This is a genomic window from Halalkalibacter alkaliphilus (genome assembly GCF_023555415.1).
In the GTDB taxonomy this organism is placed as follows: Bacteria; Bacillota; Bacilli; order Bacillales; family Bacillaceae_D; genus Halalkalibacter; species Halalkalibacter alkaliphilus.
Genome location: NZ_JAKRYL010000006.1, coordinates 26781 through 44622 on the forward strand (window position 1 = coordinate 26781; position 17842 = coordinate 44622).

18 protein-coding genes and 1 other annotated feature (1 of these 19 running past the window's edge) are annotated in these 17842 nt (G+C 38.1%); of the genes, 3 read left to right on the top strand and 15 right to left on the bottom strand.

Annotated features, from left to right (window positions below):
* Positions 1 to 126 precede the first annotated feature (126 nt).
* Positions 127 to 1266: a histidine kinase N-terminal domain-containing protein gene (locus MF646_RS07180; protein ID WP_250095818.1), complete on the top strand. Its 1140-nt coding sequence runs from the start codon at positions 127 to 129 to the stop codon at positions 1264 to 1266.
* Positions 1267 to 1311: 45 nt separating this feature from the next.
* Here MF646_RS07180 and sigK read toward each other — a convergent pair whose 3' ends face one another.
* Positions 1312 to 2019, bottom strand: coding sequence for an RNA polymerase sporulation sigma factor SigK (gene sigK / locus MF646_RS07185; RefSeq protein ID WP_034625153.1), 708 nt, complete (start codon positions 2017 to 2019; stop codon positions 1312 to 1314).
* Positions 2020 to 2199: 180 nt separating this feature from the next.
* Positions 2200 to 3339, bottom strand: a complete 1140-nt coding sequence (locus MF646_RS07190) for a M20 family metallopeptidase (RefSeq protein WP_250095819.1) — start codon at positions 3337 to 3339, stop codon at positions 2200 to 2202.
* A gap of 430 nt (positions 3340 to 3769) precedes the next feature.
* On the opposite strand from MF646_RS07190, the gene MF646_RS07195 reads away from it, so the two are divergent.
* Positions 3770 to 4390 (top strand): NUDIX hydrolase, encoded by a 621-nt coding sequence (locus tag MF646_RS07195; protein WP_250095820.1) that lies wholly within the window; start codon positions 3770 to 3772, stop codon positions 4388 to 4390.
* Positions 4391 to 4474: 84 nt separating this feature from the next.
* Here MF646_RS07195 and MF646_RS07200 read toward each other — a convergent pair whose 3' ends face one another.
* Positions 4475 to 4720 (bottom strand): YrhC family protein, encoded by a 246-nt coding sequence (locus MF646_RS07200; RefSeq protein WP_250095821.1) that lies wholly within the window; start codon positions 4718 to 4720, stop codon positions 4475 to 4477.
* A 199-nt stretch (positions 4721 to 4919) separates the two neighbouring features.
* Between MF646_RS07200 and MF646_RS07205 the strand changes: the two genes are divergently transcribed.
* Positions 4920 to 6170 carry an adenosylhomocysteinase gene (locus MF646_RS07205; RefSeq protein ID WP_250095822.1) on the top strand — a complete coding sequence of 417 codons (1251 nt, stop codon included), beginning with the start codon at positions 4920 to 4922 and terminating at the stop codon, positions 6168 to 6170.
* Between the two features lie 58 nt (positions 6171 to 6228).
* On the opposite strand, the gene MF646_RS07210 is transcribed toward MF646_RS07205, so the two are convergent.
* The 12 genes from MF646_RS07210 to alaS all read right to left on the bottom strand — a co-directional run bounded on the left by MF646_RS07210 (position 6229) and on the right by alaS (position 17585).
* The gene (locus tag MF646_RS07210; RefSeq protein ID WP_250095823.1) at positions 6229 to 7521 is read right to left on the bottom strand and encodes an amidohydrolase family protein; all 1293 of its coding nucleotides are present in this window, start codon (positions 7519 to 7521) and stop codon (positions 6229 to 6231) included.
* Positions 7522 to 7578: 57 nt separating this feature from the next.
* Positions 7579 to 8160: a YrrS family protein gene (locus tag MF646_RS07215; protein WP_250095824.1), complete on the bottom strand. Its 582-nt coding sequence runs from the start codon at positions 8158 to 8160 to the stop codon at positions 7579 to 7581.
* 177 nt (positions 8161 to 8337) lie between these two features.
* A complete protein-coding gene (gene greA / locus MF646_RS07220; RefSeq protein WP_250095825.1) occupies positions 8338 to 8814 on the bottom strand; it encodes a transcription elongation factor GreA in 477 nt (158 codons plus the stop codon).
* 137 nt (positions 8815 to 8951) lie between these two features.
* Positions 8952 to 9587 (bottom strand): uridine kinase, encoded by a 636-nt coding sequence (udk, locus tag MF646_RS07225; protein ID WP_250095826.1) that lies wholly within the window; start codon positions 9585 to 9587, stop codon positions 8952 to 8954.
* Positions 9587 to 10855: a peptidase U32 family protein gene (locus MF646_RS07230; RefSeq protein ID WP_250095827.1), complete on the bottom strand. Its 1269-nt coding sequence runs from the start codon at positions 10853 to 10855 to the stop codon at positions 9587 to 9589. Before MF646_RS07230 ends, udk begins: the two co-directional genes overlap by 1 nt.
* 12 nt (positions 10856 to 10867) lie before the next feature.
* Complete coding sequence (locus MF646_RS07235) at positions 10868 to 11800, bottom strand: peptidase U32 family protein (protein WP_420842492.1); 933 nt, start codon at positions 11798 to 11800, stop codon at positions 10868 to 10870.
* Between the two features lie 17 nt (positions 11801 to 11817).
* Positions 11818 to 12456, bottom strand: coding sequence for an O-methyltransferase (locus tag MF646_RS07240; RefSeq protein WP_250095829.1), 639 nt, complete (start codon positions 12454 to 12456; stop codon positions 11818 to 11820).
* Positions 12457 to 12546: 90 nt separating this feature from the next.
* Positions 12547 to 13698 carry an endolytic transglycosylase MltG gene (mltG, locus tag MF646_RS07245; RefSeq protein WP_250095830.1) on the bottom strand — a complete coding sequence of 384 codons (1152 nt, stop codon included), beginning with the start codon at positions 13696 to 13698 and terminating at the stop codon, positions 12547 to 12549.
* 143 nt (positions 13699 to 13841) lie between these two features.
* A complete protein-coding gene (locus MF646_RS07250) occupies positions 13842 to 14132 on the bottom strand; it encodes a DUF1292 domain-containing protein (RefSeq protein WP_250095831.1) in 291 nt (96 codons plus the stop codon).
* 31 nt (positions 14133 to 14163) lie between these two features.
* Positions 14164 to 14580, bottom strand: a complete 417-nt coding sequence (gene ruvX / locus MF646_RS07255) for a Holliday junction resolvase RuvX (protein ID WP_250095832.1) — start codon at positions 14578 to 14580, stop codon at positions 14164 to 14166.
* Positions 14577 to 14849 carry an IreB family regulatory phosphoprotein gene (locus MF646_RS07260; protein WP_034625184.1) on the bottom strand — a complete coding sequence of 91 codons (273 nt, stop codon included), beginning with the start codon at positions 14847 to 14849 and terminating at the stop codon, positions 14577 to 14579. The genes ruvX and MF646_RS07260 overlap by 4 nt, the downstream gene beginning before the upstream one ends.
* Positions 14850 to 14945: 96 nt before the next feature.
* A complete protein-coding gene (gene alaS, locus MF646_RS07265; RefSeq protein WP_250095833.1) occupies positions 14946 to 17585 on the bottom strand; it encodes an alanine--tRNA ligase in 2640 nt (879 codons plus the stop codon).
* A 59-nt stretch (positions 17586 to 17644) separates the two neighbouring features.
* Positions 17645 to 17842 (bottom strand) — a binding site (T-box leader); it runs 11 nt beyond the window's last position.

Sequence of the window (17842 nt, forward strand, 5' to 3'; positions counted from 1 at the left end):
GTCATTCATCAAATACTATTTAATTCTTAAAAATCGAAAGGATTTACTTACAAATTGTCTAATTAAACTAATACCATCATTATTTTGACATGGTGATTTCATTGGAAAGTGGTGACTTATTTTACTATGTCATTAAATCCTGATTTAACTAATGTTGTCCCTGAAGCAATAATTGATTTTCTAGAAAAAAACGAATCAAATTTCATCACAATGTGGCAAGAACAAACCATACAAGATCAGGCAGATATCCATAAAGAAAAAGTAAAAGAGAACGGTTATTTAATGTATGCTCTAATCAAAAATACATTACTGGACACAGTTACTATGGATGATGTTAAACATTTAGCCTATAAAGTAGCTAAAGAGCGTGTAGAAGCGAATATAAACATCGGAGACTTTGTTTATAACGTTAATATAGGAAGAAGTATCCTAATTAAATTTGTCCTGCAAGCAGGTGTAAATAGTAATCAGCTCTCTATCATTGTAGATAAGATTAATACAAAATTTGATCAATTTTGTTATCATGCAGTTTCTCAATATACCGAAATAAAAAATTCAGAGCTTGAGGAGAAGAAACTATTTATTAATCAAACCCATAAAGATAAATTGGCCATTTTAGGTCAAATGTCTTCAAGTTTTGTACATGAATTTAGAAACCCGTTAACATCAATTATTGGCTTTAATAAATTGCTGCGAACAGAATATCCAACGTTAAAGTATTTAGATATCATCGAACTAGAACTTGATCAATTGAAATTTAGAATTACTCAGTTCTTGCATACATCAAAAATGGCTACTATAGAAAGTCCAAAAGAAATCTTTATTTTAAGCGATGTGCTAGACGAAATATTAAGCTTCCTCTATCCAAGCATTGTCGATTCGGATGTTCTTATTTTCACGGACACTGACGCTAAAATCAATATTGAAGCTCATAAGGATGAAATAAAGCAAGTATTTTTAAATGTATTATTTAATTCCATTGATGCAGTTATGCAACGGCAAAAACCAAGAGAAATACACTTGAGATGTTTTATCGAGGATGAACGCGTTATCATAGAAGTTTCGAATAACGGTCCAATGATTCCACTAGATGTCCAAGAAACGATCTTTGAACCATTCTATACGACGAAGGAACTAGGAACAGGAATTGGATTATTTGTTTGTAGAAAAATCATTGAGAAACACTCAGGGGAACTAACCTGTTCTTCAGATGAACAAAAGACGACTTTTCGTATTTCCCTCCCTTTTAATAAAACACACGCTTGAAGAACACAGCAAGAGGTGTGCCAACCTGGCACACCTCTTTACCATTTACCCTTTTCCTTGGCTTTGTTTATAAAATTCATGGAAAAGCTTCATTAACGCTCGCTTTTCTATCCGTGATACGTAGCTCCTTGAGATTCCTAATTCTTTCGCAATTTCTCTTTGTGTTCTCTCTTCTTCTAAATTCAACCCAAAACGACCCACAATCACTTCCTTTTCACGATCATCTAATACATGTATGAACTTGTAAATCTGAGTCTTTTCCATATTCGTTTGAATCACATCAACAATATCTTCGCCTTCTTCTTGCAGAACATCAATTAACGTAATTTCATTCCCCTCTTTGTCCGTTCCAATCGGATCGTGCAGGGAAACATCCTTCTTAACCTTCTTTAAGGCTCTTAAATGCATAAGAATTTCATTTTCAATACATCGTGCAGCATAAGTTGCCAGCTTTGTCCCTTTTCCATCAGAATAGCTTTCTATAGCCTTAATTAAACCGATCGTTCCAATTGAGATGAGATCTTCCGTATCTTCCCTTGTGTTTTCAAACTTCTTAACGATATGAGCCACCAAACGTAGGTTATGTTCAATTAGAAGGTCGCGTGCTCGTTCATCACCCTCCTGCATAAGCTTTAAGTATTTACGTTCTTCATCTTTTTTGAGTGGCTGTGGGAAGGCGTTATTTTTCACATATGATACAAAGACGATAACTTCCTTAAATAAATAAGAAATCGCTGCAATTATTGTTGACATCTCATCACCCCCATAATGTCGTTACTTTAACACTATGTAAAACTGGGCTTGGTCGTGTCTGTACAACAAAAATAAAGTGTGATTTTGTCTTTTTTACATATTTGTCTTACTATTTTTTATAAAGGATTAAAAAGAGAACCCTTTGCAACATACATGCAAGAGGTTCTCTCTTAAGTCCGATTAATTATTTTTTTCGCTCATTAACCGTTCTATTACTTTAGCTAAAAGCAACGTTCTCTCTGTTAGAGACGAAATAACTAAGTATTCCTTCTCACTATGAGCATGGCCACCAATAGGCCCTAGTCCATCAATTGTCGGGATTCCCATTGCAGAAGTAAAAGAAGCATCTGAACCTCCACCAGTTTTTGTATCTTTTAAGTCAATCCCTAACTCTAAAGCAACATTTCTGACGATCTGAAAAAGTTCTTCAATTTTCTTATTTTTTAACATCGGAGGTCTTCTCATGTCACCTGTTAGTTCAATTTCTGTCCCACTAACATCAGAAGAGGCGCAAACTTTCTCTATTTTATGTTCCATTTCTTCTGCTTGTTGTAAAGTAGCAACTCTGACGTCAATATGTCCAACGGCCATAGCTGAAACTGTATTAACAGCATCTCCACCTTCTATAATCCCAACATTAACGGAAATCCCCTGTTCGTGATCGTTTAATTCATGTAATTTTACAATCTTATGAGCAAGCTCTTCAATCGCACTTCTCCCTTTTTCAGGTTCTATTCCTGAATGAGCAGCCTTCCCATGAACTTCAATCGTAAATCGACCACTACCACGACGTTCCGTCACTACGGAACCATCTCTTCTAGCTGGCTCCATAATAAGTGCATATGACTTTCCGATTGCTTCTTTTTCAATAATTGGTCTCGATGTCAACGATCCTGTTTCTTCATCACTATTTAATATTACTTGAACATCTTTATAAGCAACTGAACCTATGTCTTTTAAATAACGTAATGCATAAATGACGGAAACAAGACTAGCCTTCATATCAATGACACCCGGGCCATAAGCACGTCCGTCTTTTATTGAAAAAGGACGTGCCATTGCCGTCCCTTCTTCAAACACTGTATCCATATGAGCAACGATCAAGATAGAAGATCTCTGCTTTTCTGAATGACGGAGGATCAAATGGTCGCCAACTTCATTCTGCTTTACCCTTTGAACATCAAAACCTAGCTCAATAAAATATGGCAGAAGTACCTTGCCAATTTGATCAACACCAACTTTATAATATGAACCACTATCTATGTTAACTAAATTCTCAAGTAAACCGAGCATCTCTTTCTCTTTAAAATGAACGTCCATCTTGCCCTTCCCCTTACCCTAATTCCATTTGCTACTATTATTTTCATGTATTTCAACTCTTTTTGCAAGTAACATTCGTCTAGTTCCAAATTATACATATTATTAATGTCAATGACACAAATCAAAAAAAATGAGCGATTCAATTGAACCGCTCGCAATGGGGGAGAGTAGAGAGAACATTTTTGGAAGCTAGGTCAATGACCTTTCCTGTATTTAATGTACCTTACTCTGAACCTGTTTACAGCACTTATGTGACATTTTCTTACAGAAAACTTCTAAATTGTCATATTGCGTTAAATCTACTCACACTTTTAGGAGCTTGCAAAGCCTTTCTTGAAACTGCTATCTTCTATTTATACTGTATAATATTATTTATGTAATTTGGTAATGCTTGACTTTTACGTTCATACTATTATTAGGAGGTTTCTGAATGAATGAACTTTCTGCAATAAAGAGGCAACTTACAAATAGAAAAAGTGGCATTCTCGGATCACAGGCAATGCAGTCTGCTGTTATTGTTCCTATGGTTTATGTGAAGGGTGAACTGTCGATCCTGTTTGAAGTGCGCTCTAAAAAGTTAACGAAACAACCTGGTGAAATTTGCTTTCCAGGAGGAAGAATTGATAAAACTGATCCAACGCCAGAAGCAGCTGCCATTCGTGAATTAACAGAGGAAATAGGCATATCCAAAAAATCTATAAATATTATCGCTCCACTTGATATACTTGTCACGCCATTCCGTGGTATTATTTATCCTTTTTTAGGTGACTTGCAAAGTCTTGATGAATTAAAAATCAACCATGATGAAGTCGATCATACTTTTACAATACCTCTCTCCTATTTGTACGAGCATGAACCGGACGTTCATTCAATGAAATTGTGGTTTGAACCTGGTGTAGATTTCCCAATAGATAAAGTTCCTAATAAGCGCTCTTATTCCAATCGATATCATGAGATTCCAGAGTACTTTTACTATTACCAAGACTATGTAATTTGGGGATTAACAGCACGAATGTTAAGTCATTTCCTAGACATCACCAAACCAAGATAGCCTAGCCGGCATCTTGGTTTTTGAGTTCATATGTAAAACAAAAAAGAAGTGAACTCGGCTGAATCTCGGTCCACTTCTTCTATCTTATGAATGATTGCTATCTTCATATATCTGCTTTTGGGTATTCATTGCTAAACGATGAAATACAACTGCTAGTGCTAGCGCAATAAAAATGCCGCTAACAATTAAACTAGGTGCTGTAATAACCGTATGCTCTGTTGGAATCACTAACCCGATAAACAGAAATATACTTAAAGACAATAGAATGAAACCAAACTGCTTATAATCCTTGACTTTCGCTTCAAGTTGCTTTAACTTTTTATCTTCCATTTATCTTCCTCCTACTCTCCATTCATTCTATCACCTTTTTAAAAGAATAGATGATGCAATGTCTGTTAATTTAGCAAGAGGATTCCAATTTTAATGTCTTCTTTTCCACCCTCTTCAAGCACCATACGCTTTCATCTCTACACATAATACGGTATCATTATCTTTAGTTTGAACTACATATATTGGAGGAACATGAAACATGAAAAGTATTGTACGAGATATGAGCCTTGCACCTGAAGGTCATTTGAAAATTGATTGGGTGAAAGAACATATGCCAGTGTTAAATCGTATTCGTGAGGAATTTGAACGTACCCAGCCTTTCAAAGGTTTGAAAGTAGCTATTTGCCTGCATTTAGAAGCGAAGACAGCTTATCTTGCTAAAGTAGTGAAAGCAGGAGGAGCCGATGTATATATTGCAGGAAGTAACCCTCTTTCTACTCAGGACGATGTTTGTGCTGCCTTAGTTGAAGATGGGATTACCGTTTTTGCTAAGCATAAACCAGACCCAGAAGAATTTAAGCAACACTTAATTATGGCCCTTGAAGTAGAACCAGATTTAATTATTGACGATGGTGGAGATTTTACAACACTCCTTCATTCAGAACGCCCTGACTTAATTAAGAATATTCGTGGTGGTTGTGAAGAGACAACGACTGGAGTCATTAGGGATAAAGCATTAGAAAAATCAGGTGATCTACCTTTCCCAATGATTGCTGTTAATGATGGGTATTGCAAACATCTCTTCGATAACCGTTATGGTACTGGACAATCTGTTTGGGATAGCATTAACCGTACAACAAATTTAGTTGTAGCAGGAAAAACAGTCGTTGTCGTTGGGTATGGCTGGTGCGGGCGTGGTGTTGCTATGCGTGCTAAAGGCCTAGGTGCCAAGGTAATCGTTACTGAAGTAGATAGCATTAAAGCGATTGAAGCTTATATGGATGGCTTTGAAGTTATGCCATTAGTAGAAGCTGCAAAAGTGGGAGATTATTTTATTGCCGTAACAGGAAATCAATATGTTATTCGTCGAGAGCATTTGGAAGTGATGAAAGATGGGGCAATTCTTGCTAACGCGGGGCATTTTGATGTTGAGGTTAACAAGCATGACCTTGCTGCGTTATCCACTTCAAAGCGCGAGGTTCGTAAAAACATTGAAGAGTATGCAATGAAAGACGGTCGTAAACTCTATTTACTTGCAGAAGGGCGTTTAGTCAACCTAGGTGCCGGAGATGGACACCCTGCTGAGATTATGGATATGACCTTTGCTTTACAGGCGGTATCTTTAGCTTATGTTAATGAAAAGTACAAAGAGATTGGTAACCGCATAATTACTGTACCTTATGAACTAGACAAACAAGTCGCTCAATTAAAACTAGAAGCGTTAGGTATTGGCATTGACTCATTAACGGATGAACAAAAAGTATATCTCGAGAGTTGGAAGATAGACTAACCATCTTGAAGAACCCCTTCACAATGGAACATTGCCGAAGGGGTTCTTGTAATTGTATTTAAAATTGTTCGACCAAACGGTTCACTTCAAAAATAACCTTTTCTTCATCTATTGTTATGCATTCACCATTTCTCACAACTTGCTTCCCTTGCACAAACACATCTTTCACATCTCGTCCACTTCCTGAATAAACAAGATGAGAAATCGGATTATGGGCCGGTTGGTAAAATGCTTGTTTTGTATTCATCACAATCAAGTCAGCTTCTTTCCCTACTTCAAGGCTTCCAATTTGATCCTCTAGCCATATTGCTTCCGCTCCATGTAGAGTAGCCATTTGTAATGCCTTCTCAGCTGTAATGAGCGTTGCATCATTATGAACACCTTTAAATAATAATGCTACCTGTTTTAGTTCTTCAAATAAATCTAGATTGTTATTTGAAGCTGAACTGTCTGTCCCAAGAGAAACTGTAATACCTTTGCTCAACATTTCTGGAACTGGTGCAATACCGCTTGCTAATTTTAAATTACTAATAATGTTATTTGAAACTTTCACATCATTTTTTGCTAAGATGTCCATTTCCCAATCTTCAACATGGACAGCATGAGCGACAAGACTTCTTTTTGAAAACACACCAAGCTTTTCTAAATGCTTAACAGGGCGCTCCCCATACTCTTTTTCATTTTGCTCCACTTCCGCCTTTGTTTCAGACATATGTATATGAATCGGAGCGTCTAGCTCAAGGGCTTTGGATACAATTTGTTCGATAAATTGAGGGGTACACGTGTAAGGTGAGTGCGGTGACATCATTGTTGTAATTCGACCATTCGCTTGATTGTTCCAATTTCTAACAAAACTCGAGGCTTCTTCTAATTTACTCTGGCGCAACTCTTCAGTACCAAAACCAATCATCCCTCTACATAGTCTAGCTCTTGCTCCTGATGCCTCTACTGCCATTGCAACCTCATCCATATTGTCATACATATCAACAAACGTTGTAGTACCTGTACGCAGCATTTCAATCAGCGATAGATACGTTCCCCATTTCGCGTGTTCCTTCGTATATTGAGCTTCAATAGGCCACATCTTCTCCTCTAACCATTGTTGCAAAGGAAGATCATCAGCGTATCCACGAAGGAGCGACATGGATGCATGACCGTGCGTATTCACTAAGCCTGGCAACACATAATCACCTTGAACATCAATGACTTCATCATACTCTGCCAGGTTTTGTGGAACTTCTCCTACATATGTAATTTTTCCATTCTCAAAAGCAATAGCTCCTTTTTTATATACCTGATTCGTGGCATTAACTGTAATGATCATCCCGTTTATTAAAATTGTTTTTGACATAAAAAAATCCTTTCTATTGTAGGAGAGGCTGTCATAATGACAGCCTCTTTCCAATTATTAATTTACCTTGTTCTTCTCGACTGGCATCCAGCCATGTCCATCAATCCATTCAATATACACTTCATAACGTTCACCTATGTTACTCTTATCACTCACTTCACCACGTGCTCTCGTTGGTGAACCTCCATTTCCAAGCCACCAAATTTCCATATCAGAAAAACCGGTAGCTTGTTGAATAGCCATTACCATTTCATTCCAATTAGTACTATTTCTAGAGAAATCAGGTGTGAACTCACCAGTTTGTGATGTTCCAACTGGTTGCCATTCCCCTTCTGGAATCGGCTCATGTTCCTGTTCTTCCTCATCCCATTCATTCTCTTCTTCCAGACCATTTTCCTCACGAATTTCTGGCTCTGACTCTTCCTCGCTTGTCTCAACAGGATCTGGGATTGATTCTGTTTCACGTTCCTCTATCTCATCTAACAAATCATTTTCACTACTTACTTCTTCACTTTTGGTTGAACTGAAAAAGATTTGGACTGCAAATACAATAATAAGAATGGTTACTATTGCTATCGCCACATTCAAAATACGATTAACTCGCTTCTTTTTTCGTTGTTCATAACGATGTCCTTGCATATCTCCACTCCCTTAAAACTTTTCTTTCTGAGGTTATTATACAAGATCTGCTTAAAAAGAGCGAGAGCAGGTTCATACAAGGTTTCACACAATTAAAAGGGATTATTCCAAGAAAGATCTATTTTTGACCTTATGGAATAATCCCTGCTACAATGAGACAGCCCCTATAAACGTTTATTAGTTAATATCAACAATCTTAATTTCCATTTCTCCACCAGGTGTATTTACGGAAACGGTATCATTAATGCTTCGTCCCAATAAACTTTGTGCCATTGGAGAATCATTAGAAATTTTGCCTGCAGCTGGGTCTGACTCCGCACTACCTACAATCGTGTACTCTTCCTCATCTCCGTCTGGAAGCTCAATGAATTTAACCGTTTTTCCAAGAGAAACAACATTTGCTGCCCCTTCTTCTTCCTCGATCATAACGGCATTACGGATCATTTTTTCAAGTTGAGCAATACGCCCTTCAACAAATGCTTGTTCTTCCTTCGCTGAATCATACTCTGAGTTCTCCGAAAGGTCACCAAAGCTACGAGCAATTTTTATACGTTCAACGACTTCTTTACGTCGCTCCGTCTTAAGATATTCTAACTCGTCTTCTAATTTCTTCTTTCCATCCATTGTCATATAATGCTTTTTCTCTTCTGCCATGTCTTTCACTCCTCATCTACTACGATCAATAAATAAATGCATGTAATATAGATAGTTCAAATACCTATGTAGACTAAAAACTCGGATGACCGAGTTTTTATAATCGTCTCATAAAATATAGACCTGTTCTTATGCTATTACAAAATCGCTTTCTCTTCAATAATTGTACGAATTTTAGTTACCATTAGATCAATTGCGACACGATTCTGCCCGCCTTCTGGCACAATTACATCAGCATAACGCTTTGTTGGTTCAATAAACTGCAGGTGCATTGGTCTAACAACTGACGTATATTGATCAATTACTGACTCAATTGATCGACCACGATCCTCAATATCTCTGACAAGTCGTCTAATGATACGAATATCTGCATCAGCATCAACAAACAGTTTAATATCCATCATATCACGCAAGCGTTCATCCTCAAGTATCAAAATTCCTTCCACAATAATAACATCCTTTGGTTCAATGACGATCACATCATTAGACCTTGTATGTGCTTTATAATCATAGACAGGTTTTTTTATTCCTTTACCTGCTGAAAGTAGTTGTAAGTGCTCTAATAGTAGATCATTATCAAATGCTAATGGATGATCATAATTTGTTTCCAAACGTTCCTCAAAGCTTAGATGACTTTGATCTTTATAATAAGCATCTTGTTCAATTAATACAATTGATTGTTCATTAAATTGATAAAAGATTTCTTTAGCTACCGTTGTTTTACCAGACCCTGTGCCCCCGGCAACACCGATAACAATAGGTTTTTTTGACATTATCTTACCTCTTTACGCATCATGTTTTGCGGATACACATGCTTATCTACTTTAAAACGAACAATTTGTAATGGATGTCTAGCAGCATCAATTTCATTACCGTCTTCATCCCAGATTGTTCCAACTTTTTGAATAAAATTCGAGATTTCCGGTCCAAAAAATTCAATCTCATCACCTGTCTTAAAGTGATTTCGTTGCTGCAATGTAACCATCGATGTTTGCTCGTCATAATTAAGAACCAACCCTGCAAAATCATACTTAGTTCGTTTTGGGTGCTTCCCATACATTTGTTCTTCAAATGTTGGTTCTCCTTCAAAAAATTGTGGAGCAAAGTCACGATTGGCACACTTTTCAAGCTCATCTAGCCATGCCTTATCAATTTGGAAGTTATCAGGATCTTCACAATATGCATCAATGACTTTACGGTATACACTTGTAACCGTCGCTACATAGTGAATTGATTTCATTCGGCCTTCAACCTTTAGACTGTCAATCCCTGCTTCAATCAACTTCGGAATCGCTTGAACGAGGTTTAAATCTTTCGGACTCATTGTGTATTGAGGATCGCCTTCTTCAAATAAAGCTTTCTCGCCATTTTCATTCGTCTCATATAAATCATATTCCCAGCGACATGATTGACAACATCCACCACGATTTGAGTCACGAGCTGTCATATGATTACTCAAAACACAGCGTCCTGAATAAGAGATACACATGGCACCATGAATAAACGCTTCAATTTCAATGTCTACTTTTTTCTTCATCTCAAGCATCTCTTCTAGACCTACCTCACGCGCTAGAACGACACGATGAAGCCCCTCTTCTTTCCAGTACTTTACTGCAAGCCAGTTACTTAACGACTGCTGTGTACTCAAGTGTACTTCTACCTTGGGGGCTACTCGTTTACAGGTCTCAATGATAAGAGGATCAGCAACAATAATTCCTGTAACCCCTATTTCTTGAAGAGATTGTAAATATTCTTCAAGCCCGTCCATGTTTTCATTATGAGCAAAGATATTTGTTGTCACATAAATTTTTGCACCATACTTATTAGCAAACTCGACCCCTTCTTTCATTTCCTCAATAGAGAAGTTGTCAGCATTGGACCTTAGACCAAATTCACGTCCGCCGATAAATACAGCATCTGCACCATAATGGACCGCAACTTTGAGCTTCTCTAAGCTCCCAGCTGGAGCTAAAAGTTCTGGTTTCTTTGTAATCACACGTTTTCCTTCTTTTGTCCGTTCTGCAATAGTTGCCATCTTCATAAGCCTCCCTTCTTAATATACCGTTTCTTTAAAGAAGAACCCTGTATCTAGTTTGCGGTTTTCTGGTTGAATTTCTTCTAGTTTGTTTAAATATTCCTCTTTATGCTCTTCGTATTCATCACGGTTCGTTACACATAAATCAATAGCCTCTCGGTAGAGAGCTGTTGTTGTTTCCATATAATCCGTAGACTTTAGCAGTCCATCTATTTTAAAGCTATCGACCTCTGCATCAATCATCTCTTCTAATTCGTCAATAATGCAAATATCATTCGGACTCATAATATGAGTTCCATTTTCATCTTCAAAGATTGGGTAACGCGCATTGCGTTCGGGATCAAATAAGTGTAAATTTCGCTCTTTATCACGTTTTTCCACAGATAAATTTTTCCCTTGGAACTGCATATAGTTTCCAATTAACGTTCTCTTTGATTGAAACATACTTGTCATTCCATGAACTTGAACCTCTATTTCAACTTCAGCATTTTCTTTGATTTCTACAATCGCATCCATGTTGATCTCTCGAGCTAAAACTGCACGTTTTGCTCCTTTACGCCCCCAATAATTAGCGGTAAACCAGTTGGTTGCTGTCTGTTCTGTATTCCAGTGTAATTTCATATCTGGTGCAACTTCCCGTACTGTCATTAAAACAGCCGGATCTCCAAAAGTAATTCCATCTACACCTGCTTCATGTAAAAATTGAACATAATCAGCCAACTCGTCTACTTTTTCATTATGAAAAAGAGCATTCATCGCTACATAAACTTTTTTCCCTTGATTATGAGCAATAGTTGTCGCTTCTTTAACATCGTCTCTTGAAAATTCTCCTGCTAAACGAAGGCCGTAGCGTTCCTCCCCAATAACAATCGCATCAGCCCCAGCCGCAAACAATCGGTTTACAGCTTCCATATTCTTTGGTGTGACGAGTAGTTCAGGTTTCTTCTCCATCATTTCACCAGCTCCTTTTATTTCTTAATGCTTACAGCCAACCCATCCCCCACAGGCAAAATTCTTGTCTCATAATGTGGGTGATTCATCAACCATTCATTATAGCTTTTTATCTTTTTCGCTATTTTTTGCAAACGTTTATTTTCTATGTCTTCTTCTGCAACTAACCCGCGGAAGAGCACATTATCTGAATAAATTACACCACCAGTTTTCACATATTTCCCATAAAGATCGAAAAAGCGCTGGTATTGTCCTTTGGCGGCATCAATAAATAATACATCAAAAGGTGGTTCTGATTCAAGTGTTTGAACTAAATCAAGAGCATCACCAAACTTAAGATGAATCCGGTTTGTAAGTCCAAGAGACGTAATATTTTTATCTGCTTCATTAAACCTTTCTTCATCTCGTTCAATCGTAATGATTTCAGCAGCAGGTAATGCTTGAGCCATTCGAATGGCCGAGTAACCAATCGCTGTTCCAATCTCAAGAATCCTCTTAGGCTCATGCAGTTTCATTTGCTGCAAGAGACTTTCCATCCCGACTAAATCCATGATAGGAACATGATTAATCCTTGCATATTCTTCTATTTCTTCAACCTGATTACCACGTGTGGGAATGATTGATTTCAAATAACTCTCTACTCGTTTATTAATCATTTTTACACTCCATTCTTGTCATTAAACCATAAAAAAAGGGTGTGTTCTCGTATACTTGAACACATCCCCCTTAAAAAATCCATGATCATTCTATTCTTCTTCAGTCTCTGTGGACTGGCCTTCAACCCATTCATTACGGTATCTTTGATGAGTACGGTTATGCTCTTCATACGTTTCGTTATAAATGACTTCTCCATTAAAACGAGCATAGAAGAACAAGTAATCTGTCTCTTCAGGATTCAAAGCAGCTCTAATTGAATCCTTACCTGGGTTAGCAATAGGGCCTATAGGGATTCCTGCATAACGATACGTATTATAAGGTGAATCAACCTCTAACGCAGCATAGCTCGTCATATATAGGTGCTCACCGAGTGCATAAGAAACAGTTGGGTCTACTTGAAGCCTCATGTCCCTATCTAAACGATTGTACAACACTCCTGAAATTAGATAGCGATCCTCTGACTTCTGAGCTTCCCGTTCAATAATCGATGCAAGCGTTAAAATTTCATGAACACTGTATTCACTTTGTTCAAGCTCAGTAGAAAATTCTTCTAGCACACTCTGTGTCCCACTAAGCATGGCTTCTACTATTGATTGGATAGTAGGGCTCTCATCCATAAAGTCATAACGTGCAGGGAACAAATAGCCTTCTAATGCATAACGAATGTCCTCTTCTAAAATGTCTTCTGTTAACATTGAGTATTGATCAATTAGCACTTCTATATACTCTTGATCGGTTAAAACTTCCATAACTTCTTCTTCGCTATGATCTGTTTCACGGGCGATAATCTCAGCAACATCTTCAAGCCATCTCCCTTCAGGTACTGTGAAAACCAACTCAGGTTCTTGTAGTACCCTACCTTCTTTCAATTCCGCAATAATATCATCCATTGTCATCGCAGTTGAAAGAGCATAATCTCCAGCTTGAAACCCTGATTCGTTTTTATACCGAACATAATATCGAAACATTGTTCCGCTTCTAACAAGTCCCTCTTCCTCTAATATGGTTCCAATCTGGTTCGCAGTTGATCCAATGGGAATGGTAACTTGAATTTTCTCTGGGTTATCTGAATCAACAGGCCCGAGCATATTTGTCACGTAAAAATAAGCGATAATTAATGTAATGATACCTATCAAAAATAAACCAATTAAACTAAAAAAGACGATTCTCCTCACAACTCGTGCCTGAGAAACTCGCTCTTCATACAATTCATTTCGTGGTTTTTCGTTGGAATTAGACATCATTCTCCTCCTTCCACCGTCTTATTATACTACATTTCGACGAAAGTTAAAGAGAAAAAGCAGTACCCTGGTTTTTGGGTACTGCTTTTTCTCGAAAGTACCCTGGTTTTGGGTACTGCTTTTTCTCGAAAAAATATCTTTTGTTATTCCTCATCTTCAGGCTGAAACGTATTTAACATCTCTTCAACCATTTCCCATTCTTCATCTGTTTCCACTGGGAATAAAGCAATGTCATCTTCTTCACCTTCACGATCTTCATAGCGGAAGGCAAAAACTTCTACTTCTTCTTCATCGTCTTCATCCGCACCAACAGGCGTCACTAAAATATATGACTTCTCTGTTGCATCTACATGAAACCTGAATAACTCATCAAAAAGATGCTCGTCCCCATTCTCATCAGGGATTACAATTCGTTCTTTTTCTTGTTCTGTCATTATGTTTGCACCTCTTGTAATTAGTTAGGTTCTAACCTATATGGTCAAGATACCCTTGTAATATCATGACCGCAGCCATTTTATCAATGACTTGCTTTCTTTTTTTACGACTCACATCTGCAGAGATGAGCATTCTTTCTGCAGCAACAGTCGTTAAACGCTCATCCCACATCTTTATCGTGCACGAAACATGATTACTTAATGTATCAGCAAACAATTGACTTCGTTCACCACTAGGACCAATCGATCCGTTCATATTTTTGGGCAATCCTATTACAATCGTGTCGACGCCATGTTCTTTGACAAGGTTGGCAATGGCTTCAAAGTCCTTGTCTTCTTCATCTTCTTCACGTCTAAGAGTCGTTAACCCTTGTGCAGTCCACCCAAGTTCATCACTTAAAGCGACTCCTATCGTTTTAGTCCCAACATCTAATCCGAGTGCTCTCATCCATTCTCCTTACGGTGCTGTGATAAATAGGATTTCACTAACTCTTCAATTAGTTCATCACGTTCTAGCTTACGAATGAGTGTCCGCGCGTCCTTGTGACGCGGAATATACGCAGGATCTCCTGAAAGTAAATAGCCAACAATTTGGTTAATGGGGTTATAGCCTTTCTCCTCTAGTGACTCATATACAGAAAGGAGCACCTCTTGGACATCAACATCAACCGTGTCATCATGAAAATTAAATTGCATCGTTTTGTCCATAGAGCTCATCACAAACACCTCTTTCATTCATTGCTGTCAGACAAAAATCTTCGTAGATCTTGTCCAACAGCTTATCTATTTCCATTGTACACCATTAAAGTACAATTAGGAAATTGTATTTACATATTCTTCTACAAATGCTAGAGCTGCCTCTAGCTGCGCCGGATTTTTCCCACCTGCTTGCGCCATATCTGGACGGCCACCACCGCCTCCGCCACAGCGGCTCGCCACTTCTTTTACTAATTTCCCAGCGTGGAATCCTTTATCTAGCAGATCCTTTGTTACACCAGCTACAATGTTAACTTTATCACCAGATACTGCACCTAAGACGATGATTCCAGACGACAAATCTTGTTTTAACGTGTCAACAATCCCACGTAACCCATCCATATCTGCTGCATCGACTTTCTTTGTTAATACTGTAACCCCGTTTATTTCGATCGCTTCATTAACGAGATTCCCAGCTTCCATATTACCCAATTTTGCTGTTAATGATTCATTTTCTCGTTGTAAATCACGAATTTGTTGTTGTGTTGCTTCTAGCCTAGCAGGAACATCTTGAACTCGTTTCACTTTTAAGTTCGCTGCAACATCCTTTAACAATTGAATTTGTCCATTCATATGCTCATAGGCACCCTTGCCGGTAACTGCCTCAATACGGCGTACCCCTGCACCAATTCCTGATTCCGAAACTAACTTAAACAAACCAATTTCAGCTGTGTTGCGAACGTGACAGCCTCCACAAAGCTCTAAGCTGTAATCTCCTACTTTTACAACACGAACCGTTTCTCCGTATTTTTCACCGAATAAAGCCATGGCACCCATTTCTTTAGCTTCGTCTAATTTCTTGAGAGAAATATCTACAGTAAGTGCATTCCATATTTGCTCATTTACGATTTCCTCCACTTTTGTCATTTCTTCAGGTGTTACTTGACCAAAGTGAGAGAAGTCAAAGCGCAAGCGGTCTTCAGAAACTAACGACCCAGCCTGGTTAACATGTGCACCAAGAACGTCTTTTAAAGCTTGGTGTAATAAATGAGTAGCCGTATGGTTTTTCACAATCGAAATTCTCTCTGTTTCTTCAACAATACATGTTACAGTTGTTCCTTTTTCAAGCACTCCCTCTTTTACTTGAACGGTATGAAGGTGTTGGCCATTTGGTGCTTTTGTTACGGCCTTAACCTCTGCAAGAAGATTTTCACCACGGATTGTTCCTGTATCTGCTACTTGTCCTCCGCTCTCCGCATAAAAAGGCGTTTCTTTTAATATGATTTGTGCTGTATTTCCAGCTGAGACGATGTCCGTTAGTTCTTTTTCAAAAACAATTACTTCCACTTTGGACTCAGATTTCAAATGGTCATATCCAACAAATGTGCTTTCGGTCGTAATTTGTCCAAGCACTTCATCTTGAACCTGCATAGAACCAGATTCTTGACGCGCAGAACGAGCACGTTCACGTTGACCTTCCATTTCACGCTCAAAGCCTTCACGATCAATATCCAATCCTTTTTCTTGAACGTATTCTTCTGTTAAATCAACCGGAAAACCGTACGTATCATACAAACGGAATACATCTGCCCCATCAATGACTTTCTTTCCCGACTGAGCAGCATCATTAAGAACCTTTTCAAGGATTGACAACCCTTCATTTAACGTTTCATGGAAACGTTCCTCTTCATTTTTCATTACTTTTTGAACAAACCCTGTTTTCTCTTTAACTTCTGGGTAGAAATCTACCATAATTTCACCAACAACCGGTACAAGTTCATACATAAAAGGTCTGTGGATCGAAATTAGTTTTGCATAACGAACCGCACGGCGTAATAACCTTCTAAGAACATAGCCACGACCTTCATTTGATGGGAGCGCCCCATCTGTTACAGCAAATGTTACCGTACGCACATGATCAGCTATCACTTTAAATGCGACATCCGTTTCTTTATCTTTCCCATATTTCAACCCAGAAATTTCTTCTGTCGCTTGTATAATCGGCAAAAATAAATCTGTTTCAAAATTTGTAGGTGTATCTTGAATAACGGAAACCATGCGCTCAAGGCCCATACCCGTATCAATATTCTTCTTTGGAAGCGGTGTATAGGTTCCATCTGGGTTGTGGTTAAATTGAGAAAAAACAAGGTTCCATACTTCTAAATACCGTTCATTTTCTCCACCAGGATAAAGTTCAGGATCTGTCTCATCATTTCCATAACTTGGTCCACGATCGTAGAAAATCTCTGTATTCGGGCCACTTGGTCCTTCACCAATATCCCAGAAATTCCCTTCAAGACGAATGATACGTTCTTCTGGAATCCCGATTTTTTCTTTCCAATAATCATAAGCTTCATTATCTTCAGGATGAACCGTTACAGATAATTTCTCTGGGTCAAAGCCAACCCATTTTTCACTCGTTAAAAACTCCCATGCCCACTCAATTGCTTCTTCCTTAAAGTAATCACCAATCGAAAAGTTACCAAGCATTTCAAAAAACGTGTGATGACGTGCTGTCTTTCCAACATTTTCAATATCATTAGTACGGATTGACTTTTGCGCATTCGTAATTCGCGGATTTTCAGGAATAACTCGTCCATCAAAATATTTCTTTAATGTAGCTACACCACTATTAATCCAAAGCAAGGAAGGATCTTCATGCGGAACTAAAGAAGCACTTGGTTCAATGTCATGCCCTTTTTCTTTGAAAAAGTCTAAATACATTTGTCTAACTTGAGCAGATGTTAGTTTTTTCATTTTGGTCTCTCCTTATTATGTAAATGTTTTTTTAAACAAATAAAAAAACCCCAATCCCTAAAAGGGACGAGAGTTTATCACGCGGTACCACCCTAATTATAGACAATTACCTATTGTCTATCACTTAAACACCTTAACGCGGCTTAACGTCAGAGATTATCTGCACTCAGGAGTAGCCTTCTGAAGCCCTTCACACAGTGTACTTTCAGCCAAGGTACACCTCTCTTTAGAATGGTCTGCTTCATACTCGTTCCTTC